Consider the following 22,269-nt stretch of genomic DNA (forward strand, 5'->3'; position numbering starts at 1 on the left):
GTTTTGGCTTGATGGGCCGGCTAGGGCGTCGGCTGGGGCCCGATGACCCGTGATCCCGTCTATCGACGCCGGAACGGGTATCGGTCGGCGCCCCTTCCACGCTGGGTGAGCGTGACGGCGCGGATCGGCCTGGAGCGACGAGCCGTCCGGATACCGATGCTCGCCCGGCATTTGTCGATGCGGCCTTAGCATTGGTTCCTGGGCGAGCCCGGCGCCTAGTCTCCACGCAACAAAGGACCGGCGCACGTCGGCGAAATGCGGAGGGAACTAGCAGATGGATCGCAGGAAATTCCTGTCGGCGACGGGCCTGGGCGCCGTGGCGCTGGGAGCGGCTTCGACCTCGGTCGGCGCCGCGCCGAAGACGGCCGCGCCAGCGGCGAAAGGCGGACCGGCCAAGTTCAAGCTCGGCTGCCAGAGCGCGCCCTTCGACGATGAGCACTTCGCCTTCTTCGCCCGCTATGGCGTGCGCAACTGCAGCAGCAGCGCCAAGATTCTCGATCCCGGCCGGATCTATCCGACCGTCGACGAACTGAAGACCCTGACCGACATGGGCGACCGCCACGGCGTCAGCGTCGACATGGTCGACAGCGTGCTGCTGACCTCGTCGCACATCGACCGCGAGAAGAACCCGGCGATCATGCTGGCCCAGGACCCGCAGCGCGACCGCGACATCGAGGCCTTCCAGACCCTGATCCGCAACTGCGCCGCCGCCGGCATCCCGGCGGTGAAGTACAATATGAGCATCCTGGGCGTGCTGCGCAGCGGCAAGGTCAAGGGCCGCGGCGACTCCGAGTACCTGGCCTGGAACCTGGCCGAGGCCAAGCCGCCGACCCCGCTGACCCGGGCCGGCGTGGTCGACGCCGACCGGTTCTGGGAGCGGATCACCTATTTCCTCGACCGCGTCGCGCCGGTGGCCAAGGAATACAAGGTCAAGATCGCCTGCCACCCGCAGGACCCGGGCGTGCCGCCCAGCGGCTACCAGGGCGTCGACCGGGTGCTGGGCACCATCGACGGCCTGAAAAAGTTCATCACTATCAACGAGAACCCCTATCACGGGCTCAACTTCTGCCAGGGGACGGTGTCGGAGGATCTGCGAGATCCGGGGACCGAGATCTTCGACGTGATCCGCTATTTCGGGAACAGGAAGAAGATCTTCAACGTCCACTTCCGCAACATCAAGGGTCACCGCGACAACTTCGCCGAGGTGTTCCCGGACGAGGGCGACGTCAATTTCCTGGAGGCCATCAAGGTCTATAAGGAGGTCGGCTACGACGGCATGCTGATGCCCGATCACGTGCCCGAAGTCCCCGGAAAGCCGGAGGCGCGCCTTGAGAACTTCGCGTTCGCCTACGGCTACATCCGAGGCCTGATCCAGGCCGCCGATCACCTGGCCTGAAACCCGGCCTAGCCGCCAGTTCGCCGGCGCTCCGTTTCTAGGAACATTCCAATGTCACGACTAACTCAACGCGCTTGCGCGTCGTCCGTGCTCGCCTTGAGCGCGGTGTGGGGCGCCGCGGCGGCCGCCCAGACCGTTCCGGTCCAGGCGCCCCCGGCGTCCCAGGCCCAGGCCGAGTCCTCGGCGGTCACCGCCGTCGAGGAGGTGGTGGTCACCGGCTCCCGCGTCGCCCGCGCCGGCTTCACGGCCCCCACGCCGGTGACGGTGCTGGGCGGCGACCAGCTGGCCGCCAGCAGCCCGACCACCCTGGGCGAGTCCCTCAAGCAGATCCCGGCCCTCAACAGCTCGGTCGGACCGCGCGGGGCCCAGACCTCGTCGGGGCAGGGCGGGGCCTATCTGGACCTGCGCGGCCTGGGGCCCAGCCGCACCCTGACCCTGCTGGACGGCCGGCGCTTCGTGCCCGGCGACGGCAGCGGCCTGGTCGACACCAACCTGTTCCCCCAGGCCCTGGTCGAACGGGTCGAGGTGGTGACCGGCGGCGCCTCGGCGGCCTACGGCTCCGACGCGGTCGGCGGCGTGGTCAACTTCATCCTCAACAAGAAGTTCGAGGGCTTCAAGGGCGAGGTCCAGGGCGGCGTCTCGAACTACAACGACGACTACGAGCAGAAGTACAACTTCGCCTACGGCAGGAGCTTCGCCGAGGGGCGCGGCCACCTGATCGGCAGCGTGGAATATTTCAAGAGCAACGGCGTCGACCAGCGCCTGGACCGTCCCGTCGCCCAGCAGAGCTGCCAGGTGATCTCGCTGCCGGCCGGCTCGCCCACCCTGCGCGACTTCGCCTGCGGGGTGCGGGTCTCCAACGCCAATTTCGGCGGGCTGATCACCAACACCGCCCTGGCCGGCACGACGTTCACCGCCGAGGGCCAGCCGATCCCGTTCAACTACGGGACCCTGCGGACCGGCGCGACCATGGTCGGCGGCGACGGGGTGATCCCGCAGTTCGCGCCCCTGACCTCGGCGATCGACAAGCGCATCGCCTTCCTGCGCGGCAGCTGGGACCTGACGCCCAAGACCAACGTCTATCTGGAGGCCAGCTACGGCGTCGTCGGCCTGGGCTACCAGGTCGGCTCCTACCACAACCAGCTGGGCACCACGGCCCTGGCGATCCGTCGCGACAACGCCTTCCTGCCGACCTCGCTGCGCGACCGGATGACGACGCTGAACCTGCAGACCTTCAGCCTGGGCCGCTACGACAACGACATCCCGCAGAGCAAGGTGACCACTGACAACACCACCTACCGGCTGGTCGGCGGGATCAACGGCGAGATCGGCGGCTGGAAGTGGGACGGCTACTTCGAGCGCGGCGACAACAAGCGCAAGCTGCAGATCGGCAACGACCTGCTGCAGGCCCGCTATGTCGAGGCCGCCGACGCGGTGGTCAGCCCGACGACCGGCGCGATCGTCTGCCGCTCCAGCCTCACCACGCCCGGCAACGGCTGCGTGCCGATCAACGTGTTCGGCTACCACCCGCCCAGCGACGGCGCGTTCCGCTACATCACCGCCACCAACGCGGCGATCCAGAAGTCCTACGAGCACCTGGTGGCCTTCAACCTGTCGGGCGAGCCGTTCTCGACCTGGGCCGGACCGGTGTCGCTGGCCACCGGCGTCGAGTATCGCGAGCAGGGCTTCGACCAGAAGGTCGACGCCCTGTCGGAGACCTTCAACCCGGTGACCAACAGCCCGGGCCCGTTCCGGGTCGGCAATCCGAAGGCCCAGTCGGGCAGCTACAACATCAAGGAAGGCTACGTCGAAACCGTGGTGCCGCTGGCCAAGGACATGGCCTGGGCCCAGGAGCTCGAGCTCAATGCCGCAGCCCGCTACACCGACTACAGCACCAGCGGCGGGGTCACGACCTGGAAGGTCGGCCTGTCCTACACGCCGGTCCGGGGCGTGCGCTTCCGGGCCACCCGCTCCAAGGACATTCGCGCGCCCAACCTCTACGAGCTCTACCAGAAGGGCCAGTCCAACTACATCGTGTCGATCTTCGACCGGGTGAACAGCGTGACGGCGACCAACGTCAAGCAGCTGCAGCTGGGCAATCCGAACCTGGTGCCGGAGGAGGCCGAGACCACCACCTTCGGCGTGGTCTACCAGCCCAGCTTCGCGCCGGGCCTGGGGCTGTCGATCGACTATTATAATATCGACATCCAGAACGCGATCTCCACGCCCTCGGCGCAACAGCTGATCAACGACTGCGCGGCGGGGGCCCAGGACCGCTGCGCCTTCCTCCACCGCGACGCCGGCGGCGCCCTGATCGGCGTCGACCTGGTCAATCTCAACCTGTCGGCCTTCAAGACCCGCGGCGTCGACATCGAGGCCAGCTACGGCTTCGACCTCTCGGCGATCAAGGAAAGCCTGCCGGGCCGGATCAATGCGCGGGTGATCGGCAGCTATGTCGACACCTTCACCAGCATCGTGCCGGGCACGCCCGTCGTGAACCGGGCGGGCGAGGCGAACAATCCGCAATGGCGGTGGAACGCCCAGGCGACCTACGACGCCGACCCCTGGTCGCTGTTCGTGCAGGCCCGCTATACGGGCGAGGTGTCCTACGACCTGAGCACGGTCGACACCGACCTGCGGCAGTTGAAGATCAAGCCCGAGACGCTGATCGACACCCGGATCGCCTACAAGCTGCCCACCGACAGCGGCGCCTGGACCAGCTATTTCAGCGTCACCAACGTCTTCAACAACCTGCCGCCGGCCTTCGCGCCGACCGCCGGGTCGTATGACCCGATCGGCCGCTTCTATCGGGTGGGGCTGAAGTTCAGCTACTGACCCGAAGACCGGCGGCGCGCCTTCTCCCCCCGGGCGCGCCACCGGTCGCGAGCCTCAATAGCGGTCGACGTCGAGGATCGCCTGGACGAAGGCGGCCGGCGCCTCCTGCGGCAGGTTGTGGCCTGCCCCGGCGACGATCCGGTGCGTGCGCTTGCCGGAGAACATCTTGGCATAGGCCGCGCCGTCGGTGGCCGGGGCGACGCCGTCGGAATCCCCGTCCAGGGTGATCGTCGGCACGGTGATGACGGGACCGGCCGCCAGCCGCTTCTCCAGATCGTCGTGTCGCGGATCGCCGGGTTCCACGCTCAGCCGCCAGCGGTAGTTGTGGATGACGATGGCGATGTAGTCCGGATTGTCGAAGGACGCGGCGGTGCGGTCGAAGGTGGCGTCGTCGAAGGCCCACTTCGGGGAGACGTTCCTCCAGATCAGCCTGGCGAAATCCTTGCGGTTGGCCGTGTAGCCGGCCCGGCCGCGTTCGGTGGCGAAATAGTACTGGTACCACCAGCCCCACTCGGCCTTGGGCGACAGCGGCAGCTTGTTGCGCTCCAGGTTGTTGATCAGATAGCCGCTCACCGAGACCAGGGCCTTGCAGCGCTCCGGCCACAGGGCGGCGATGATGTCGGCCGTCCGCGCGCCCCAGTCGTAACCGCCCAGGATGGCCCGCTCGATCTTCAGGGCGTCCATCAGGGCGATGATGTCGAGGGCGACCACCGACTGCTGGCCGTTGCGGAAGGTGTCGGCCGACAGGAAGCGCGTCGTGCCGTGGCCGCGCAGGTGCGGCACGATCACCCGGTAGCCCTTGGCCGCCAGCAGGGGCGCGACCTCGACATAGCTGTGGATGTCGTAGGGCCAGCCGTGCAGCAGGATGACGACGGGACCGTCGGCGGGACCGGTGTCGACATAGCCGATGTTCAGCTCGCCGGCGTCGATCTGCTTGAGCGGGCCGAACGACGCCAGCTTCGCGGCGCCGGCCTGGGCGCGCGCGGATCCGGTCATGACGAGCGGAGCGGCGACGACCGCCAAGGCGCCCACGCCCAGCAGGCGGCGGCGATGCGGGTCGATGGCGTCGGATGTCTTGAGGTTGTTCATGGGAGAACTCCTGGGGATCGAGCGCAAAGGTGTCAGCGGGTCTGGACGAGGTCCATGACCGCGTCGGCGAAGGCTCCGGGCGCCTCCTGCGGCAGGTTGTGGCCGGCGCCCGGAACCTGGCGGTGGGTCCGGGGGCCGTGGAACCGCGCCGCGGTCGCCGAGCCGTCGCTGGCCGGATAGATGCCGTCCGCCATGCCATCCAGGGTGATGGCCGGGACGGTGATCGGCGGCAGGGCGGCCAGTCGCCGCTCGATGTCGGTATACGGCGCGAAGCCGGGCGCCAAACCCAGGCGATGACGATAGGAATGGATCACCACCTCCACATAGTCCGGATTGTCGAAGGCGGCGGCCGAGCGCTCGAAGGTGGCGTCGTCGAAGGCCCAGGCCGGGGAGTTGTTGGCCCAGATCACCCGGGCGATCCCGCGCCGGTCGGCGGTCAGGCCGGCCCGGCCGCGCTCGGTCTGGAAGTAGTACTGGTACCAGAGGGCGAACTCGATCTTCGCCGGCAGGGGCGTCGACGCGTGGGCGATGTCCTGGATCAGGTAGCTGTTGACGCTGACCAGGCCGTCGCAGCGCTCGGGCCACAGGGCGGCGGCGACGCAGGCGGCGCGTCCGCCCCAGTCGAAGCCGGCGAACACGGCCTTGGGGATCTTCAGCGCATCCATCAGGGCGATGACGTCGGCCCCGATCGCGCCCTGCTGGCCGGCCCGCGGCGTGGCGGGGTCGAGGAAGCGCGTCGCGCCGTGGCCGCGTAGGTAGGGTGTGATCACCCGCCAGCCCTGGGCGGCCAGCAACGGCGCGACCTCGGCGAAGCTGTGGATGTCGTAGGGAAAGCCGTGCAGCAGCAGGACCACCGGTCCGTCGCCGGGTCCGGTCTCGTCATAGCCGATGTCCAGGACGCCGGCCCGGATCTGGCGGACCGGTCCCATCCGGCGTCCGGCGCCGGGGGTGAGCAACTGGCAGGCCGCGACCGGGCCCGCCTTGGCCTGGACCGTCTCGAACGGTCCAAAGCCGCTGCCGAACAATCCGACGGCGCCGAGGCCGGCCGTGCGGAGAAAACCGCCGCGTTTGTCTTTCTTGGCGCCGGGCATGGGGGCCTCCTGTGGCGATGAAGAATAGGTCCAGGGGATGACGCGGCGAAGCCTAGGCCGCGCGCGGCAGGCGCGATTGCAGGAAGCCGGCGAGACCCGCGCCCACGGCGCCGATCACCCCGGCCGCGGCCAGCATGGCCAGCAGCGACCTGGACGGCGCCTGGGCGGACGCGAAGAAGCTGATCAGGCCCAGGAAGTAGGCCAGGGCGTTGTTGATCAGCGGCGCGGCGCGGAGGGTGAGGACCAGGACCACGTCGCCGAACACGACGACCGGCGTGGCGGCGTTGCCGAGCCAGGGCGCCAAGGCGCCGATCAGCAGGCCGCTTCCGGCCCCGATCCCCAGGCCGATCAGGAAGGACGCCAGGTTCGGCAGGCTCTCGCGCGGCGTCTGGCCGCTGGTGCTGTAGGCCACCCAGCCCAGGAACATGCTCCAGGCGGGCAGGGCCGCGGCCAGGGTTCCGACGGTGGCGATGGCCGCGACGGCGGCGGCGACCAGGGTGAAGGCATGGAAATGGCGCGGCGCGTCGGCGGCGGGCGCGATGGCGGGCGCCGTGGGGGGCGTGGAGGTCATTTCAGGATTCCGTCCGGGAAGGAGCCGGCGCCTCGGCGCGGCTGGGGAGGCGTTTGGGGGCGGCCCGCCCACGCACTGGGCGGGCCGCGTCCGGTCAGCGACGGTTAGACGAGGTTGAGCTCGACATTGATGTTGCCGCGCGTCGCCTTGGAATAGGGGCAGGTCTGGTGGGCGGCGTCGACCAGGGCGCGGGCGACATCGCGATCGACGCCCGGCAGGCTGACGTTCAGGCGAGCCTGCAGGAAGTAGGCGCCGTCGGTCGTGCCCAGATCGACCTCGGCGTCGACGGCCAGGTCGGCGGGCAGCGTCACGTTCAGCTTGCGGGCGGCCAGGCCCATGGCGCCGATGAAACAGGCCGACCAGCCGGCGGCGAACAGTTGCTCGGGATTGGTCCCTTCGCCGGCCGCGCCGGGCGAGGTCAGCTTGGTGTCCAGCCGACCGTCCGAGCTGCGGGCCGCGCCGTCGCGGCCGCCGGTGGTGTGGGTCTTGGCGGTGTAGAGGACTTTTTCGATCGTGGTCATGGGGAGGTTCCTGATGGGTTTATCTGATCCGCTTTAATCGGATGCGATTGAAATAGACGAACCTGGAACGGAGTCAACACTCTTCCGATTAAATCGTATCCGCTATATATAGGCCTCGACGCCGGCCACCCCTTCCCGAGCCCGCCCCAGAGACCGCCATGACCCCCGACGACCCCAAGGCCCCCAAGCTCTCCGACTTCCTGTGCTTTGCGATCTATTCGGCCAACCTCGCCTATGGGCGGGCCTACAAGCCGATCCTCGAGGCGCTGGGCCTGACCTACACGCAGTACATCGCGATCGTGGCGCTGTGGGAGGAGGACAACCAGACGGTCGGCAAGTTGGGCGAGAAGCTGTTCCTGGAGTCCAACACCCTGACGCCGATCCTCAAGAAGCTGGAGGTCATGGGCTACCTGCATCGCCAGCGCGATCCCGCCGACGAGCGTCAGGTCCTGGTCGGCCTGACGGACGCCGGCCGCAAGCTGCGGGAAAAGGGCCTGACCATGGACCTGGTGAAGGCGTCCGGCCTGACGCCCGAGGAGTTCCCCCGCATGCAGAAGGGCGTCGTCACCCTGCGCGACAACCTGATCACGGCGGCACGCGAGGGGACGACCGTTCCGCGGGGCTAGGCGGTATTGATATTCAGCCCACCCATGGCGGACGGTTCATTCGTCGGCGATCGAGCGGATGATCTTCGCGGGGTTTCCACCTACCAGCGTGTTTGGGGGCACGTCCTTGGTGACGACCGAGCCCGCCGCCACGACCGAGTTCTCGCCCACCGTCACCCCGCCGATGACGGTCGCGCCGGCGCCGATCCAGACATTCCTGTCGATGACGATGGGCGCGGCGGTCACGCCGGCCCGCCGCTGGGACGGTTCGATGGGATGGCCCGAGGTGATCAAGCTCACGTTCGGCCCGATCATCACGTCATCGCCGATATCGATCCCGCCGAGATCGTAGAGGGTGCAGTTCTGGTTGATGAACACGTTGCGCCCGACGCGGATGTTCTCGCCGCCGGTCGTGTAGAATGGCGGGATCAGCGAGAAGCCGTCGTCCAGCTCCTGGCCAATCAGATGGCTGAATACGGCCCGGATCTGATCCAGGTCGTCGTAGGCCAGACGATTGAGCGTCGGGGTGATCGCCATCGCCCGCTTGACGCTCGCCACCATCGCCGCCGACTCCGGCGTTCTCCTCGGGATGAACTTGCTGGGACGACGGTTCGCCATTGATGTGGACCTCGGGGCGCGACGGGGTGAATCGCCCGATCGAGGCGGAATCGCGGAGGCAGTGTAGCCAACCCGAAGGTCCGCTCACCACGATCCGCCCTAGTGGATCAGCTCGCGCGCCAGGTGGCGGCTGGCGCGCCAGAAGAAATAGGCGGGGATCAGGCCCAGGAACGCGGCCCCCAGCAGCACCCAGCGCACGCTCTGCGGGCCGGCCAGGGGGGTGACGGCGTCCGACAGCATGCCGAAGCCCAGAGGGCCCAGTCCCAGGCCCACCAGGCTCTGGCCGAACGACACGACGGCCACGGCCATCGCCCGGTTCTGCGGGCGGATGACGCCCTGGATGATGGCGAAGGCCGGGCCGTAGGACAGGCTGTTGAACACGGTAGGGATGCAGACCAGCAGGATGGCTAGGCGCCAGTCGGTGACCGTGTAGGCCAGCAGCAGGAACGGGAAGGCGATGCTCATGCCGATGATCGGCCCCATCAGCATCCGGCGCGGGTCCTTGCCGCCGAACCGCTCGGCCAGCCAGCCGCCGAGCCAGGTGCCGAACACCCCCGACGCCCCGCCGCCCAGGCCTAGCCAGACTCCGACCTGGCCCGGCGACAGGCCGTGGCTGCGCATGAAGAAGATCGTCGTCCAGACGCCCTTGCCATAGCCGAGGAAGGCGACGACGGCGGCGGCGACGAAGATCGCCACGAAGGCCTTGGAAGCCCGCATCTCCTTGAGCGCCTCGGTGAGCGGCGGCCGGGCCACGGTCTCGAGCGGAGCGGGGCCGGACAGGCGGCGCGGATCCTTGATGGTCAGCCAGACCAGCAGGGCGACCGCCACGCCCGGCAGGCCGAGGATCAGGAAGGTGTGGCGCCAGCCCAGGACGTCGGCCAGCAGGCCGCCGAGCACCAGGCCCAGCAGCGAGCCGATCGGAATGCCCATGCCGTACAGCGCCAGGGCCGAGGACCGCTTCTCGGGCTTGACCATCTGGCTGATCAGCGAGTGGGCGGCCGGCGTGCAGCCCGCCTCGCCGATCCCGACCCCGACCCGGGCGGCCAGCAGCTGGACGAAGTTGGTCGACAGGCCGCACAGGGCCGTCGCCGCCGACCACAGGGCCAGCGAGACGGCGATCAGCCCCACCCGGTCGGACCGGGGCCGGTCGGCGTAGCGGGCGAGGGGGAAGCCCAGCACCGTATAGAGCAGGGCGAAGGCCAGGCCGGCCATCAGCCCGACCTGGGTGTCGGACAGGCCCAGGTCGCGCTTGATCGGCTCGGCCAGGATCACCACCACCTGGCGATCGAGGAAGTTGAGCACGTAGACGAGCAGCAGCACCAACAGCACGTAGCGGGCGCGGCGGTCGCTGATCGCGGACGGCGTGACGATGGTGTCGGCGGATGCGTGCAAGGCGGTCTCCCGGCTGGGGTCGACGGCAGGGCGGCGGCGCCGATTGCAAGGGCGCCGCCGCGGACGAAGGCTAGAAACTCACGTCCAGGCTGACGCCGACCCGGCGCACCGAGTCCGGGCTGAAGTACTGGATGTAGCCGCCGGGATTGAGCGCGGTGACCGGCGAGGGGGTGATCTGCGCGGCGTAGCGCTTGTCGAGCAGGTTGCTGGCGTAGAGCGCCAGGCTCCAGGCCTTGTCCGGGGCCGAGACGCCCAGGCGTCCGCCCAGCAGGCCATAGGCCTTCTGGATGGTCCCCGGATCGCCGCTGGCGGAATAGTTGATGTCGCTCTGCCAGTTCCAGTTGGCCTGGAAGAAGCCGCGCAGGCCCGGCGTCACCGGGCGTTCGTAGGCCAGGCTGGCGCCATAGACCCAGTCCGCCGTCCCGGCCAGTTGCCGGCCGGCGGCGTTGAAGAAGCCGTCCAGCGAGGCGGGGTTGGCGGGAGGCGCGCTGCAGGGGCCGCCCTGGGCTATCTTGGGCTGGCCGAAATAGCACTGCACGCCGTTGAAATCGACGTAGCGGGCGTGGGTGTAGGCCCCGCCGGCGGTCATCGTCAGGCCGCGTGTCGGCCGCGCCACCAGGCTGACCTCCACGCCGCGCGTCTTGATCTCGCCGGCATTGGTGATCCGCGAGGAATAGGTGGCGCTGGAGAGGTCGGAAACCTGGGCCTGGAAGTTCTTGACCGTGGTGCTGTAGACGGCGGCGTCCACGGTCAGGCGGCGGTCCAGCAGCGCGGTCTTCAGGCCCAGCTCGTAGCTGGTCGGGATCTCCGGCCGCACCCGCTGGTCGGCCAGGGTGTTGGCGGCGCTCAGGCCGCTGAAGCCCGGACCCTTATAGCCGCGCGACACCGTCACATAGCCCATGATGTCGTCGCTGAAATTGTAGCGGGGGCCGATCCGCCAGGAGACGTTGGTGTTGTCGATGGCCTGGTGCAGGGTCACCGCCACCGAGCCCGGGATGAACACCGCTCCCGGCGTCTGGGCGCGGCGATAGTCCAGGGTGATCTCGTCGCGGGTGACCCGCGCCCCGGCGATCAGGTCCAGCTTGGGCGTGATGTGCAGGCCGACCTGGCCAAAGCCGGCCAGGCTGGTGGAGTTGATGTCGTTATAGGTCGAGGTCTCGAAGATCGTGCCCAGCGGCGCGCCGGGCACGACGGGGATCACCGCGCCATTCGAGGCCGGCACGATCCAGCTGAGCTGGCCGCGTTGGCGGATCAGCGACGAGGCCTTGGAATGGTAGAGATAGAGCCCGGCGACATAGTCGAAGCGCTCGCCGATCGGCGAGGTCAGGCGCAGTTCCTGGCTGAACCAGTCGGTCTTGCCGGCGCCGCCGTTGACGTCGACATAGCTGACCGGAGTCAGGTCGCCGTCGTAGAAGCCCGAACGCTTGACCGACCGATAGGCGCTGATCGAGGTCAGGGTCAGGTCGTTGAAGCCGTAATCGACCTGCAGCGAGGCGCCCTGGGCGGTCGACTTGCCCTGGAAGGGGCCGTTGGTGGCGACCTGCAGGTTCTTGGGGCCGGCGACGATGCCGTAGCGGGCGTTGGTCACCGCCGGCGCGTAGCCCGGCGTGACCTTGCGCCAGGTCGACGAGCAGCAGAAGGCGTCGTTGTCGGTGCGGTCGGCCGAGACATAGACGCTGAGGTCGTCGTTGGGCCGCCACAGGGCTTTCAGCGCCAGGGTGCTGATGTCCTGCGGGTCGGTGTCGACGTTGTTCTGGGCGAGGTTGCGGATCAGGCCGTCGCGCTCGTTGTGGGTGGCGACCAGGCGCAGGGCGAAGGTCTCGCCCAGGGCGACGTTGCCGACCGCCTGCAGGATCTGCTCGCCGCGCTCGCCGAACTGAACGTGCAGCAGGCCGCTGTCCTCGCCGAGCCGGGGGCGGTTGGTGATGAAGTGCACTAGGCCCGCCGAGGCGTTCTTGCCGAACAGCATGCCCTGCGGGCCGCGCAGGATCTCGACCCGCTCGATGTCGGCCAGGGTCGCCAGGCTGGCGGGATCGGCCAGCACCACGCCATCGACCACGGTGGAGATGCTCTGCTCGATGCCGGCCGAGAAGCTGCTGGTGCCGATGCCGCGAATGGTCAGGCCCGAGGCGCTGCTGCTCAGGCTCTGCTTGAACCGGACGCTGGGGTCGATCAGCGACAGCTGCTGGGGCTGGGTGATGTTCATGGCCGCCAGGGTCTCGCCGCGCGCGGCGGTGATGGCCAGGGGCACGTCCTGGACGTTCTCGGCCCGCTTTTGGGCGGTGACCACGATCTCGTCGATGCTGACGACCTGATTGGCCGCCGGCGCGGTCTGGGCGAGAGCGACCGGGGCGGTGAGCAGGGCGGCGGTCCCGACCGCCGCGCCCAGGAGGAGTTCAGCCCTGAGGGCCCGCGGCGAGCGCGGTTGGATAGACATGACGCGTTCCTTCCCTTGAGCCGCTTGGCGGCTTCTTTTGTGATCGGCGGTAGCGGTGTGGACAGCAGGGCTCACGCGGCCGCCGTGCGGGCGTTCGCGGGGTAGGGGAGGCGCGCTCCGACCGGCGCGCGCCTCTTGGATGGGATCAGCGTCCGGGCCCGGATTGCTTAAGTAACGTTATCGTCACTTAAGTCGCATGGCAACGTTTTTCGAACAGATGTTCGTCAGGCGGTCGCGCTGGGCCGCTGGCCGACGCGCGCCAGCCAGGCGGTGACATGGGCGCAGTCGTCGGGGATCGGCACGCCGATGAAGCGGCCGAAGTCGATGGTGGTCAGGGCGATGATGTCGGCCATGGTGTAGGCCTCGCCGGCGATGAAGCTGGTCTTGGCCAGCTCCTGGTCGAGCCAGTGATAGACCCGGTCGGCGTGGGCGCGGTTCGATTCCCCGAAATCCGTGAACTGGGTCAGCAGGCCGGCGGTGAGGGGGTGGGTGTGGCGCCAGATGTGGGCGATCGGCATCATCAGCTGCAGCTCGATGCGGCGGATCCACATGTCGATCGTCGCCTGTTCCTTCGGGCTGGTCCCGAACAGCGGCGGCTGCGGGTGCAGGCCCTCGAGATAGCGGCAGATGCTGACGCTCTCGCTGAGGAACGAGCCGTCGTCCAGCTCCAGCACCGGCACCTGGCCCAGTGAGTTCTTGTCCAGGAAGGCGGTGGCCTTATGGGCCCGCTCGCGCAGCGGCACCCGCTCGTGGTCGAGCGTCAGGCCCTTCTCGGCCAGGAAGATGCGGACCCGGCGCGGGTTGGGCGCGGGGTTGTCTTCGCCATAGAGCTTCATGCGGTCGCCTCCTCAGCCGGCGTGACGCCGGTCCGCGAGGTCTGGACGCCTCGCTCATTAAGTAACGATATCGTCACTTAATGAGCGAGGCAACCTTCATTCGCCTCAGGCCTTGGTCCCGCGCGGGGGCTGGCCGTACTGGGCGGCCAGGGCGTTGGCCCCCGCCACGACCGCCAGGGTGAGGGCGTCGATCAGCGCCTCGTCGTCGCCGTCGCGGGCCGCCAGGGCCCCCGCGGCGCCGGCCACCATGAACCAGGCATATTGCCGGGCCTGGCGCTCGGGCAGGCCGAAGGCCTTCTGCAGGCCGAGCGCCCAGCCGTCGGCGTTGGCCTTCTGGTTGGCCTTGGCCCGCGCCGCCAGGGGACCGCTGTCGCTGACCAGGCGCATGAACAGCTCGCCGCGCTCGTCGGCGCGCCGGAACCAGTATTTCAAGGAGCCGCGCACCCAATCCTCGAAACTCGAGTCCGGACCGACCTCGGTGGCCAGGCGCTCGACATAGATCTGGGTCTCGCGGTCGAACAGCGCGGTCAACAGGTCATCGCGATCGGCGAAGTAGCGATAGCCCAGGGCCTTGGTGACGCCGGTCAGGTGCGCCACGCCGTCCATGGTGACGGCCGCGACGCCCTGCTCGATGACGATCTGCGCCGCTGCGTCGAGAAAGCGCTCGCGTCGCTCGGCGCCTTTCAGTCGTGTCTGCGTCATCCCTGCCTCTGAACCGCGGCCGTCTCCTATTGGCGTGGCGCGGCGGGAACTGGCAAGAGCGGCCGAACATCCGGACACGGCTATTCGCCGCCCACCGTCCGCGCCGAAGGGGTGTGGCCGCGCGACGACAGCGCCGAATTATGTCGCTCAAGCGCGCCCGCGGGCCTCACGACGGTCATAGGTCGACCTTATCTCCGGGCTCAGCCGAGGATGCCATGAACGCCCACCTGCAGACCATTTCGACCTTTGTCGCCGAGCATCACGCCTGGGCGGGCGTCGTGCTGGGCCTCGTCACCTTCCTGGAGTCCCTGGTCCTGGTCGGCGCCTTCGTGCCGGCCACCGCCCTGATGCTGCTGGCCGGCGGCCTGATCGCCAGCGGGGCGCTGGATCCCGTCACGGTGTTGCTGTGGTGCGCCAGCGGCGCGGTGGCCGGCGACGCGGTGTCCTACGCCCTGGGACGTCGCCTCGGCGCCGGCGCCCTGCGTCGACCGGTCTTCCGCAATCACCGCCGGACCATCGCCCGCACCCGCCTGTTCTCGCGGCGGTACGGCGTGGCGTCGATCTTCATCGGCCGGTTCTTCGGACCGCTGCGGGCCTTCGTGCCGGTGATGGCGGGGATGCTGCAGATGAAGGCCCGCACCTTCCAGGTCGCCAACCTGGTCTCGGCCGTGGTCTGGGTCGCCGTGCTGCTGACGCCCGGCTACCTGGCGGCGCGCGGCCTGGCGCTGCTCGACGTCGGCGGCGTCTGGATCCTGGCCGGCGTGGTCGCCGTGCTGGCGGTCGGCGGCGCGATCTGGGCCGTCCTGCGGGCGCGCGCCGAAAAGCGGGCGACGGCGCCGACCACCTGGCCGGTGGCGGTCCTCTAGCGGAGCTGTGAGCTCAAAAGAGCGATTTCGCGTCCGCGGATAGTCGGGCGCCCACGCCCACCCACAGTCGTCATCACCCGCTTTATGCGGGTAACCCAAGCGGCGTTGGACGTAGCGGCGGGCCCCGCTTGGGTCCCCCGAACAAGTCGGGGGATGACGGAATTTTTGAGTTGAAGGCGTGCCCGCAACGCTTGGGCCAGCCGGCAATCCGGACAGCCGCCTTCGGCGTCCACGGGCAATTTGGCCTCACGTTCCCGTTATGTGGCCCCATCCGAGCGACGGGCCTGCTAGTCTGTCCGTGTCGCGGACCTCGGGAAGAGGCCGACGACATCGAGCCGAGGCTCGCATCGCACTGGGCGATAGGGTTCGCCGTCCCTTAGACGGCAGATCCAAATCCTTGGAGACCTTCCGCGCCGCGCACGGCGCCATCTTGAAAGGGCTGTTCATGCACCCACTTGCCTCCGATGACGCGCCCAAGGCCGTCGCTTCCGAAGACCAGGTCGCCGAACGGCCGCGCCAGACCGCGCTGGAACCTCCCACATTCATTGACCCCCCGCGCCCGGGCGAGGGCGACGCCGACCTCCTGCGCCTGATGCGCGCGCTCTAGCGCGATCCGGCCCCGGCGCGTCACGCGCCAACTTGTACAGACAGACCTTTCGAGCCCGGACGACGGCGTCGCGGCCCTAGCGGCCGCGCGCGCCGAGATTCGTCGGCCCGATCCTTACGGAGGCGACATGAGCGCGCACATCCTGACCTTTCCCACGCCCCTTCTTCCGCCGCCGCCGCCCTTGCCGATCGCCGGTCACGCCCTGTTCCTCGATCTGGACGGCACCCTGGCGCCGTTCGCCGACCGGCCCGACGCCGTGGGAACCGATCCCCGGCGCACCGACATCCTGGCGCGCCTGGGCGTGCGGTTCGAGCAGCGGCTGGCGGTGGTCAGCGGCCGCACCCTGGCCGAGGTGACGGCGCTGACCGAGGGCGTGGTGGTCGCCGCGGCGGGCGTCCACGGCCTGCAGCGCCGCACCAGCTGGGGCGACGAGGTGGCCTTCCGCACCGATCCGAGGCTGGAGGAGGCGCGCGTGGTGTTCGCGGCCCTGGCCGGGGCCCAGGCGGGCTTGCTGGTCGAGGACAAGGGCGTCAGCGTCGCGCTGCACTACCGCCTGGCCCCGGCCGCCCAGGACGCCGTGCGCGATGCGGCGCGGCGCCTGGAAACCGCGACGGGCCTGGTGCTGCAGGAGGGCGACCATGTGGCCGAGTTGCGCACCGCCGGTCCCGACAAGGGCGACGCCGTCGACGCCTTCCTGGGCGAGGCGCCGTTCGCCGGGGCGCGGCCGATCTTCGTCGGCGACGACGTCACCGACGAGGATGGCTTCAAGGCCGCCGCCGCGGCGGGCGGCTTCGGGGTGCTGGTGGGGGCGGCCCGGACGACTGCGGCGACCTACCGGCTGGACAACGTCCCGCAGGTGCTCGACTGGCTGGAAGCCGCCGCCCTGGACGGCGCCGCATGAGCCGGCTGATCGTCGTCTCGAACCGGGTCAACCCGCCCAGCGACGCCAATGTCGGTACGACGGGCGGCCTGGCCATGGCCCTGGCCGCCGCCCTGCGCGAATATTCCGGCGTCTGGTTCGGCTGGAGCGGCGAGACCGTCGAGGCCTTCACGGGCCAGATCTCGATGCAGAAGGTCGCCGGCGTCACCGTCGCCCTGGTCGACCTGGAGGAGCAGGACCGGCAGGAATACTACAACGGCTACGCCAACAAGACCCTGTGGCCGCTGCTGCATTCGCGCACCGACCTGGCGGCCTACGAGCGCTCGTTCGGCGAGGGCTATCAGCGGGTCAACCGGCGGTTCGCCGAGACCCTGGCCCCGCTGATCGGGCCGGGCGATCTGGTCTGGATCCACGATTACCACCTGATCCCGATGGCCCAGGAGCTGCGGCGGCTGGGGGTGACCAACCGCATCGGCTTCTTCCTGCACATCCCCTGGCCCAGTCGGCAGCTGATGACCACCCTGCCGCAGCACCGGGAACTGGTCGAGACGATGCTGGCCTACGACCTGATCGGCTTCCAGACCCGCGACGCGCTGGAAGCCTTCGAGGACTATGCCGCGCGTGAGCTGGACGGCCAGGTGGACGGCGGCGTGCTGACCGCCCAGGACCGGCGGGTGGCGATCGGGGCCTTCCCGATCGGCATCGAGGCGGACGCCTTCGCCCGGACGGCCCAGGGCCCCGAGGCCCAGGCCGCCTTCGCGGTCATGCGCGCCAGCCAGGCCGGGCGCAGGATGATCCTCGGCGTCGATCGCCTCGACTATTCCAAGGGGCTGGAAGAGCGTTTCCACGCCTATGAACAGCTGCTGGCCGACCATCCCCGATGGCGCGAACAGGTCTTCCTGCTGCAGATCGCCACCCCCAGCCGCGACGAGGTCGAGGCCTACCAGGAAATCCGCGCCCGGCTCGACGGGGTGTCGGGACGGATCAACGGCGCCTACGCCACCGTCGACTGGGTGCCGATCCGCTACGTCAATCGCGGCTACCGGCGCGATCAGCTGGCCGGGATCTATCGGGCGGCGGAGGTCGGCCTGGTCACCCCTCTGCGCGACGGCATGAACCTGGTGGCCAAGGAATATGTCGCCGCCCAGGACCCGGAGGACCCCGGCGTCCTGGTGCTGTCGCGCTACGCCGGGGCCGCCGAGCAGATGGAGGAGGCGGTGATCGTCAATCCCTTCAGCCGCGAGGACATGTCCGAAGCCTTAGCGTTAGCCCTGGCCATGCCGAAGACCGAGCGCGTCTCCCGGTGGGAGCGGCTGATGGCCGGGGTGCGCCGCGACGACGTCGCCGCTTGGCGCGACGCCTTCGTCCAGGCCTTGCGGGGCGGAGCCGGGCGCGGCGACCTGCGGGAGGTCGCCGCGAAATAGGCCAGACCCGGCGAGGGCTCAGGTCGCGTCGTGGAAGATCACGCCGACCGTGTGGCGCTTGCCCGAGATCAGCTTGCTGACGCCGTGGCGCAGCTTGACCTGGTAGTCGCCGCGCACGCCGTGCATGGGCCGGCTGTTGACGGCGAACAGCACGGCGTCGCCCTTGCGCAGCGGCACGACCATCGGCCGGGTCTGCATGCGGGGACGCTGCTCGGTCATCACGAACTCGCCGCCCTGGAAGTCCTGGCCGGGCTCGTCCAGCAGCACCGCCACCTGCAACGGGAAGACATGCTCGCCGTAGAGGTCCTGGTGCAGGCAGTTGTAGTCGCCGGGGCCGTACTGGAGGATCAGCGGCGTCGGCCGCGCCTGCCCGGCGTCGTGGCACCGCGCCAGGAAGGCGGCGTGGTCGTCGGGGAACCGCGCGGCCTTGCCCATGCGTTCGTGCCAGCGGTTGGCGATGGGCGCCAGGCGCGGATAGAGCGCGGTCCGCAGGGCCTGGATCAGCAGCGGCAGCGGGTAGCTGAAGTACTTGTACTCCCCCTGGCCAAAGCCGTGCCGCCCCATGACCACCCGGCTGCGGAAGCCGCTGTCCTGAAGGTACAGGCCCGCCAGCGCGTCGCAGTCCTCGGCGCCCAGCAGGCTGGGCAGCAGCGCCCAGCCCTGGGCGTCCAGGTCGGCGGTCGCCCGCGGCCAGTCGATCGCCTCGACCCTCGGGTCCATGTTCGTCTCGCTCACGCCACGCCTTCCATGTTGATCAGGCGGCGCTTGCGCGGCACGCCCCAGCGGTATCCGGAAATCGAGCCGTCCGCCTTGACCACCCTATGGCAGGGGACGGCGACGGCGACGCGGTTGGCGGCGCAGGCCGCGCCGACCTCCTGGGCGGTGGCCGGCGTCGGCAGGGTCTTGGCGATCGCGCCGTAGGTTCGGGTCTCGCCCGGCGGGATGGCCCGCAACGCCGCCCACACCGCCAGTTCCAGCGGCGAACCGCGCAGGTCGAGCGCCAGGTCGGTCCCCAGGTGCGGGGCGTCGACCAGGGCGACGGCCTTGGCGAGCGTCTCCGTCAGGGCGGCCTGGTCGTCGACCAGCCTGGCGGCCGGGAAGGCGTCGCGCAGGTCGCGCGTCAGCCGGCCCTGGTTGTCGCCGAGCAGGATCGCGGCGACGCCGCGTTCGCTTTCGGCGACCAGCACCGCGCCGAGCGTCGTCTCGCCGACAGCGAAACGCAGGGTCTCGGTCTTCGTGTCTGTGATTTGCATGTCCATGGTCCGCACCTTTCCTGTTTGGACCTGACTATCGGCGCATGACGGCGAGCCGGCGCTCCGGCCCTTGCTTTCAAATTCGATTTTCAGGAGGTCAACCTGTCAGGGCGGGGTGCAGCACCGGGCGATAGCCGGCCTGCAGTACGGCGAGCGTCGAGGGCGGGGTGATCAGGGCCTGAGCGCGCGCGATGGCGACCGGCGGGCCGTAGCCGGTCTCGGTCCAGGCGTGGGCGACCCCGGCGACGACGGCGTAGGCCGTCCCGTCCACGGCGATCATCGCGCCGTCCGGCAGGTCGCGGACCGCCAGGTCGATCGCGTGAAGCCGTTTGCGGCGGTCGACCAGGCGCTCGCCGTGCAGCACCGCGTCGATCTGCGGCGCCGTCGGCCGCGCGACGCCCTTGGCCCGCATCCAGGCGGCGCGGAAGGCCTCGGCGGCGTCGCGCCGGCAGTAGAAGCAGGGGCGATGACCGGCGGCCAGCGCCGTGGCTTCGTCGAGGAAGAACAGCTCGGTCCAGCTGCGGCGCGCCATCACCTGGCGATGGAAGTCCTTGTACCGGCAAGCGCAGACCAGCCAGGCGCGGCTGGCCCAGCGCTTGTCGAGCAGGGTCTTGGTCGCCGGGTCGTGGATGATCCCGCGGTTGCCGGTGAACAGGCCGCGCTGCGGGATCGCCACGATGTCCCCGAAGGGCGTCACACGGTTTTGCAGGGTCATCGGCGGCGGCTCGTCCCTTCGTCGATTCGCGACCCTAGGCCGACAGTCGCGCCGGCGTCGCCTCGCGATCGAGAAGGCCGCGCTTGCGCTCGACGCCCCAGGCATAGCCCGACAGCGCGCCGTCGTTGCGGACCACCCGGTGACAGGGGATGGCCACCGCGAGAGTGTTGGCGGCGCAGGCCCCGGCCACGGCCCGCACGGCCTTGGGCGCGCCGATGGCGCGGGCGATCTCGGCATAGCTGACGGTCTTGCCCGGGGGAATGTCCAGCAGCGCCCGCCACACCCGCTGCTGGAAGGCCGTGCCCCGCACGTCCAGCGGCAGGTCCAGGCCGAGGCCGGGGGTCTCGACGAAGCCTACCACCCGCGCCACCAGCAATTCGTAGTCGGCGTCGCCGCCGGTCAGCCGCGCCTTGGGGAAACGGTCCTGCAGGTCGCGCACCAGGGCCTCCGGATCATCGCCGATCAGGATGGCGGCCACGCCCTTGGCGCTGGACGCCACCAGGATCGCGCCCAGCGACGACTGGCCCACCGCAAAGCGCAGGTCCTCGTCGACGCCGCCGGCGCGGTAGCGGCTGGGCGTCATGCCGAGCATGGCGGTGGCCTTCTCGTAGAACCGGCCGCTGGAATTGAAGCCGGCGGCGTAGATGGCCTCGGTCACGGATTGGCCCTGGGCCAGGGTCTCGCGCACGCTCCGGGCCTGGTGGGCGGCGACATAGTCCTTGGGGGTCAGGCCGGTGGCGGCCTTGAACAGGCGGTGGAAGTAGCCGGTGCTGAGCCCGACCGCCTCGGCGAGGTCCGACAGCGACGGCGGCTCCTCGCTCCGTTCGATGATCCGGCAGGCCCGGGCGACCAGGGCCAGGGTCTCGGCGTCCTGCGACATCCCCTCCGGGTTGCAGCGCTTGCAGGGGCGGAAGCCCGTGGCCCTGGCCGAGGCGAGGGTGTCGTGCAGGTCGACGTTCCCGGCGTGGGCGGTGCGCGATGGGCACGACGGCCGGCAATAGATCCCGGTGGTCGACACCGAGTACCAGAAGGCGCCGTCGGCCGTGCGGTCACGGGAGAGCACCCGCGCCCAGCGCGGGTCGTCCGCCGTGGCGATCGTCCTGATGCGTTCCATCGTCCTGGTCATGGCCGACCCTCGTCACGTTCGTGAGGGCCATCATGCCGGGTTTGCGCCGGCTTATCGTTCCGGTTCTTGCTTTCGAATCGAAAGAGGGCGCGATCTGTTGATCGTTCGCCTAGGCCAGGCCGAAGACGCGCGCCGCCGACCAGAGCGCTCCGAAGAACAGCGCCCATCCCGTCGCGAGACTGAGTTCCGGATAGTTCCGCCACCACTGCAGCGGCGCGTTCATCAGCTTGTGACGCATGTTCCCTCCCCGGGATTTGTTACCGCTATATGACGCCGCAGAAACCATCCTGCGCAAGCAACCTGCGGTGTCGGGGTAAGTCCGGGGACGCTCCCGACGAGACCGGCGGCGGAAAACCGCGAGCCATGGAACCGCAAGGGAGGGGGAGGAAAATGGTGGATGCTGCAGGGATTGAACCTGCGACCCCCTCGGTGTGAACGAGGTGCTCTCCCGCTGAGCTAAGCATCCGCCGCGTCGGCCGAGCCATGAGACCCCGCCGCGAGGGACGGGCCTATAGCCCGAGGCTTCGGGGACTACAAGAGGTCAAAAGCGTGATGCAGGCCTGGGGGACGTCCGGAAACGCATCTATCAACAGATCTCCGCCCAGGGTCTCGACCGGGGCCTCGGTGTAGCCGAACGAGACCAGCAGCACCGGAACGCCGGCCGCCTTGGCGGAAAGGGCGTCGTTGATGCTGTCGCCGACCATGACGGCGCGGGCCGGGTCGCCGCCCGCCGCGGCGATGGTGGCCAGCACGTGGCGCGGGTCGGGCTTGGCGGCCGGGGCGTCGTCGGCGCCGACCACGGCGTCGAAATGTCGCGTCAGGTCCAGGGCGTCCAGCAGGGCGACCGACAGGTGGGTCAGCTTGTTGGTGCAGACTGCCAGCCGGGCCCCGGCGGCGCGCAGGCCGACCAGGGTTTCAACCACGCCGGGAAACGGGGCGCTCTCCTGGGCGATGCGGCCCAGATAGAGGGCGATGAAGCGCTCGACCAGGGCCGGGGCGTTGCCCGCGTCCAGCGGCGCGCCGGCGGCGGCGAAGCCGCGCTCCAGCAGGGCCTTGGCCCCGCGTCCGACCATCTTGCGCACGTCGTCGAAGGGCAGGGGCGGCAGGCCCTCCTCGCGCAGGATGATGTTCAGCGAGGCCACCAGGTCGGGGGCGGTGTCGACCAGGGTGCCGTCGAGGTCGAAGGCGATCGTCGCGCCGTCCAGGATTCCCCCGGGCAGGATGTTGGCCTGCAAGATGTCGTTCTGGGCATGCATGGCTCTGGCCTTTCGGCTAAACGCGCGGCTAATGCAACTTTGGTCCGCC

23 protein-coding genes and 1 tRNA gene are annotated in these 22,269 nt (G+C 69.5%); 8 read left to right on the plus strand and 16 right to left on the minus strand.

Going from position 1 to position 22,269, the window contains the following annotated elements; genetic code table 11:
• The first annotated feature begins 274 nt into the window (after positions 1-274).
• Both PMI01_RS02560 and PMI01_RS02565 read left to right on the plus strand, forming a co-directional pair.
• Positions 275-1,396, plus strand: a complete 1,122-nt coding sequence (locus PMI01_RS02560) for a mannonate dehydratase (protein WP_007662582.1) — start codon at positions 275-277, stop codon at positions 1,394-1,396.
• A gap of 87 nt (positions 1,397-1,483) precedes the next feature.
• Positions 1,484-4,231, plus strand: coding sequence for a TonB-dependent receptor domain-containing protein (locus PMI01_RS02565; RefSeq protein WP_162136379.1), 2,748 nt, complete (start codon positions 1,484-1,486; stop codon positions 4,229-4,231).
• A 54-nt stretch (positions 4,232-4,285) separates the two neighbouring features.
• On the opposite strand, the gene PMI01_RS02570 is transcribed toward PMI01_RS02565, so the two are convergent.
• From PMI01_RS02570 to PMI01_RS02585, 4 genes are all read right to left on the minus strand, one after another.
• Positions 4,286-5,320 (minus strand): alpha/beta fold hydrolase, encoded by a 1,035-nt coding sequence (locus PMI01_RS02570; protein WP_007662591.1) that lies wholly within the window; start codon positions 5,318-5,320, stop codon positions 4,286-4,288.
• A gap of 32 nt (positions 5,321-5,352) precedes the next feature.
• Positions 5,353-6,411, minus strand: coding sequence for an alpha/beta fold hydrolase (locus PMI01_RS02575; protein WP_007662593.1), 1,059 nt, complete (start codon positions 6,409-6,411; stop codon positions 5,353-5,355).
• A 52-nt stretch (positions 6,412-6,463) separates the two neighbouring features.
• Positions 6,464-6,982: a DUF1097 domain-containing protein gene (locus PMI01_RS02580; protein WP_007662595.1), complete on the minus strand. Its 519-nt coding sequence runs from the start codon at positions 6,980-6,982 to the stop codon at positions 6,464-6,466.
• A 104-nt stretch (positions 6,983-7,086) separates the two neighbouring features.
• On the minus strand, positions 7,087-7,503 hold the full coding sequence (locus PMI01_RS02585) for an organic hydroperoxide resistance protein (RefSeq protein ID WP_007662597.1): 417 nt from the start codon (positions 7,501-7,503) through the stop codon (positions 7,087-7,089).
• 158 nt (positions 7,504-7,661) lie between these two features.
• On the opposite strand from PMI01_RS02585, the gene PMI01_RS02590 reads away from it, so the two are divergent.
• On the plus strand, positions 7,662-8,129 hold the full coding sequence (locus PMI01_RS02590) for a MarR family winged helix-turn-helix transcriptional regulator (protein ID WP_007662598.1): 468 nt from the start codon (positions 7,662-7,664) through the stop codon (positions 8,127-8,129).
• A 36-nt stretch (positions 8,130-8,165) separates the two neighbouring features.
• Here the strand turns inward: PMI01_RS02590 and PMI01_RS02595 are convergent, their stop codons facing one another.
• Positions 8,166-8,645 (minus strand): sugar O-acetyltransferase, encoded by a 480-nt coding sequence (locus PMI01_RS02595; protein WP_238536991.1) that lies wholly within the window; start codon positions 8,643-8,645, stop codon positions 8,166-8,168.
• On the opposite strand from PMI01_RS02595, the gene PMI01_RS27720 reads away from it, so the two are divergent.
• Positions 8,635-8,793: a hypothetical protein gene (locus PMI01_RS27720; RefSeq protein WP_238536992.1), complete on the plus strand. Its 159-nt coding sequence runs from the start codon at positions 8,635-8,637 to the stop codon at positions 8,791-8,793. The genes PMI01_RS02595 and PMI01_RS27720 overlap by 11 nt on opposite strands.
• Before the next feature lie 32 nt (positions 8,794-8,825).
• On the opposite strand, the gene PMI01_RS02600 is transcribed toward PMI01_RS27720, so the two are convergent.
• The 4 genes from PMI01_RS02600 to PMI01_RS25940 all read right to left on the minus strand — a co-directional run bounded on the left by PMI01_RS02600 (position 8,826) and on the right by PMI01_RS25940 (position 14,093).
• Positions 8,826-10,118, minus strand: a complete 1,293-nt coding sequence (locus PMI01_RS02600; RefSeq protein WP_007662600.1) for a spinster family MFS transporter — start codon at positions 10,116-10,118, stop codon at positions 8,826-8,828.
• Positions 10,119-10,188: 70 nt separating this feature from the next.
• Positions 10,189-12,555 carry a TonB-dependent receptor gene (locus tag PMI01_RS02605; RefSeq protein ID WP_007662601.1) on the minus strand — a complete coding sequence of 789 codons (2,367 nt, stop codon included), beginning with the start codon at positions 12,553-12,555 and terminating at the stop codon, positions 10,189-10,191.
• A gap of 224 nt (positions 12,556-12,779) precedes the next feature.
• Positions 12,780-13,391, minus strand: a complete 612-nt coding sequence (locus tag PMI01_RS02610) for a glutathione S-transferase family protein (protein ID WP_007662602.1) — start codon at positions 13,389-13,391, stop codon at positions 12,780-12,782.
• Positions 13,392-13,496: 105 nt separating this feature from the next.
• A complete protein-coding gene (locus PMI01_RS25940) occupies positions 13,497-14,093 on the minus strand; it encodes a TetR/AcrR family transcriptional regulator (RefSeq protein WP_007662603.1) in 597 nt (198 codons plus the stop codon).
• Positions 14,094-14,308: 215 nt separating this feature from the next.
• On the opposite strand from PMI01_RS25940, the gene PMI01_RS02620 reads away from it, so the two are divergent.
• From PMI01_RS02620 to otsA, 4 genes are all read left to right on the plus strand, one after another.
• Positions 14,309-14,959, plus strand: coding sequence for a DedA family protein (locus tag PMI01_RS02620; protein ID WP_007662605.1), 651 nt, complete (start codon positions 14,309-14,311; stop codon positions 14,957-14,959).
• Between the two features lie 397 nt (positions 14,960-15,356).
• Positions 15,357-15,566, plus strand: a complete 210-nt coding sequence (locus PMI01_RS02625; protein ID WP_035034168.1) for a hypothetical protein — start codon at positions 15,357-15,359, stop codon at positions 15,564-15,566.
• Positions 15,567-15,693: 127 nt separating this feature from the next.
• Positions 15,694-16,467, plus strand: coding sequence for a trehalose-phosphatase (gene otsB / locus PMI01_RS02630; protein ID WP_007662607.1), 774 nt, complete (start codon positions 15,694-15,696; stop codon positions 16,465-16,467).
• Positions 16,464-17,870, plus strand: coding sequence for an alpha,alpha-trehalose-phosphate synthase (UDP-forming) (gene otsA / locus PMI01_RS02635; protein ID WP_007662609.1), 1,407 nt, complete (start codon positions 16,464-16,466; stop codon positions 17,868-17,870). The genes otsB and otsA overlap by 4 nt, the downstream gene beginning before the upstream one ends.
• Before the next feature lie 18 nt (positions 17,871-17,888).
• Here otsA and PMI01_RS02640 read toward each other — a convergent pair whose 3' ends face one another.
• From PMI01_RS02640 to gph, 7 genes are all read right to left on the minus strand, one after another.
• Positions 17,889-18,590 (minus strand): 2OG-Fe(II) oxygenase, encoded by a 702-nt coding sequence (locus PMI01_RS02640; protein WP_007662611.1) that lies wholly within the window; start codon positions 18,588-18,590, stop codon positions 17,889-17,891.
• Between the two features lie 11 nt (positions 18,591-18,601).
• Positions 18,602-19,123 (minus strand): methylated-DNA--[protein]-cysteine S-methyltransferase, encoded by a 522-nt coding sequence (locus tag PMI01_RS02645; protein WP_202948064.1) that lies wholly within the window; start codon positions 19,121-19,123, stop codon positions 18,602-18,604.
• 97 nt (positions 19,124-19,220) lie between these two features.
• Positions 19,221-19,838: a hypothetical protein gene (locus tag PMI01_RS02650; RefSeq protein WP_007662623.1), complete on the minus strand. Its 618-nt coding sequence runs from the start codon at positions 19,836-19,838 to the stop codon at positions 19,221-19,223.
• Positions 19,839-19,872: 34 nt separating this feature from the next.
• The gene (gene ada / locus PMI01_RS02655; RefSeq protein WP_007662624.1) at positions 19,873-20,964 is read right to left on the minus strand and encodes a bifunctional DNA-binding transcriptional regulator/O6-methylguanine-DNA methyltransferase Ada; all 1,092 of its coding nucleotides are present in this window, start codon (positions 20,962-20,964) and stop codon (positions 19,873-19,875) included.
• A 109-nt stretch (positions 20,965-21,073) separates the two neighbouring features.
• Positions 21,074-21,202, minus strand: a complete 129-nt coding sequence (locus PMI01_RS28030) for a hypothetical protein (RefSeq protein ID WP_007662625.1) — start codon at positions 21,200-21,202, stop codon at positions 21,074-21,076.
• Between the two features lie 153 nt (positions 21,203-21,355).
• Positions 21,356-21,430, minus strand: a tRNA-Val gene (locus PMI01_RS02660).
• Positions 21,431-21,473: 43 nt separating this feature from the next.
• Positions 21,474-22,220, minus strand: a complete 747-nt coding sequence (gene gph / locus PMI01_RS02665) for a phosphoglycolate phosphatase (protein WP_007662626.1) — start codon at positions 22,218-22,220, stop codon at positions 21,474-21,476.
• Positions 22,221-22,269 lie beyond the last annotated feature (49 nt).

The sequence above is a fragment of the Caulobacter sp. AP07 genome, from assembly GCF_000281955.1.
In the GTDB taxonomy this organism is placed as follows: Bacteria; Pseudomonadota; Alphaproteobacteria; order Caulobacterales; family Caulobacteraceae; genus Caulobacter.

What these genes read in the sequence shown, in the direction of transcription:
- ada (WP_007662624.1), bottom strand. Translation starts at nt 20,964, where the DNA reads ATGACCAGGACGATGGAACGCATCAGGACGATCGCCACGGCGGACGAC.
- PMI01_RS02610 (WP_007662602.1), bottom strand. Translation starts at nt 13,391, where the DNA reads ATGAAGCTCTATGGCGAAGACAACCCCGCGCCCAACCCGCGCCGGGTC.
- PMI01_RS02605 (WP_007662601.1), bottom strand. Translation starts at nt 12,555, where the DNA reads ATGTCTATCCAACCGCGCTCGCCGCGGGCCCTCAGGGCTGAACTCCTC.
- PMI01_RS02620 (WP_007662605.1), top strand. Translation starts at nt 14,309, where the DNA reads ATGAACGCCCACCTGCAGACCATTTCGACCTTTGTCGCCGAGCATCAC.
- PMI01_RS02560 (WP_007662582.1), top strand. Translation starts at nt 275, where the DNA reads ATGGATCGCAGGAAATTCCTGTCGGCGACGGGCCTGGGCGCCGTGGCG.
- gph (WP_007662626.1), bottom strand. Translation starts at nt 22,220, where the DNA reads ATGCATGCCCAGAACGACATCTTGCAGGCCAACATCCTGCCCGGGGGA.
- PMI01_RS28030 (WP_007662625.1), bottom strand. Translation starts at nt 21,202, where the DNA reads ATGCGTCACAAGCTGATGAACGCGCCGCTGCAGTGGTGGCGGAACTAT.
- PMI01_RS25940 (WP_007662603.1), bottom strand. Translation starts at nt 14,093, where the DNA reads ATGACGCAGACACGACTGAAAGGCGCCGAGCGACGCGAGCGCTTTCTC.
- otsB (WP_007662607.1), top strand. Translation starts at nt 15,694, where the DNA reads ATGAGCGCGCACATCCTGACCTTTCCCACGCCCCTTCTTCCGCCGCCG.
- PMI01_RS02575 (WP_007662593.1), bottom strand. Translation starts at nt 6,411, where the DNA reads ATGCCCGGCGCCAAGAAAGACAAACGCGGCGGTTTTCTCCGCACGGCC.
- PMI01_RS02570 (WP_007662591.1), bottom strand. Translation starts at nt 5,320, where the DNA reads ATGAACAACCTCAAGACATCCGACGCCATCGACCCGCATCGCCGCCGC.
- PMI01_RS02645 (WP_202948064.1), bottom strand. Translation starts at nt 19,123, where the DNA reads ATGCAAATCACAGACACGAAGACCGAGACCCTGCGTTTCGCTGTCGGC.
- PMI01_RS02595 (WP_238536991.1), bottom strand. Translation starts at nt 8,645, where the DNA reads ATGGCGATCACCCCGACGCTCAATCGTCTGGCCTACGACGACCTGGAT.
- PMI01_RS02580 (WP_007662595.1), bottom strand. Translation starts at nt 6,982, where the DNA reads ATGACCTCCACGCCCCCCACGGCGCCCGCCATCGCGCCCGCCGCCGAC.
- otsA (WP_007662609.1), top strand. Translation starts at nt 16,464, where the DNA reads ATGAGCCGGCTGATCGTCGTCTCGAACCGGGTCAACCCGCCCAGCGAC.
- PMI01_RS02590 (WP_007662598.1), top strand. Translation starts at nt 7,662, where the DNA reads ATGACCCCCGACGACCCCAAGGCCCCCAAGCTCTCCGACTTCCTGTGC.
- PMI01_RS02640 (WP_007662611.1), bottom strand. Translation starts at nt 18,590, where the DNA reads ATGGACCCGAGGGTCGAGGCGATCGACTGGCCGCGGGCGACCGCCGAC.
- PMI01_RS02585 (WP_007662597.1), bottom strand. Translation starts at nt 7,503, where the DNA reads ATGACCACGATCGAAAAAGTCCTCTACACCGCCAAGACCCACACCACC.
- PMI01_RS02650 (WP_007662623.1), bottom strand. Translation starts at nt 19,838, where the DNA reads ATGACCCTGCAAAACCGTGTGACGCCCTTCGGGGACATCGTGGCGATC.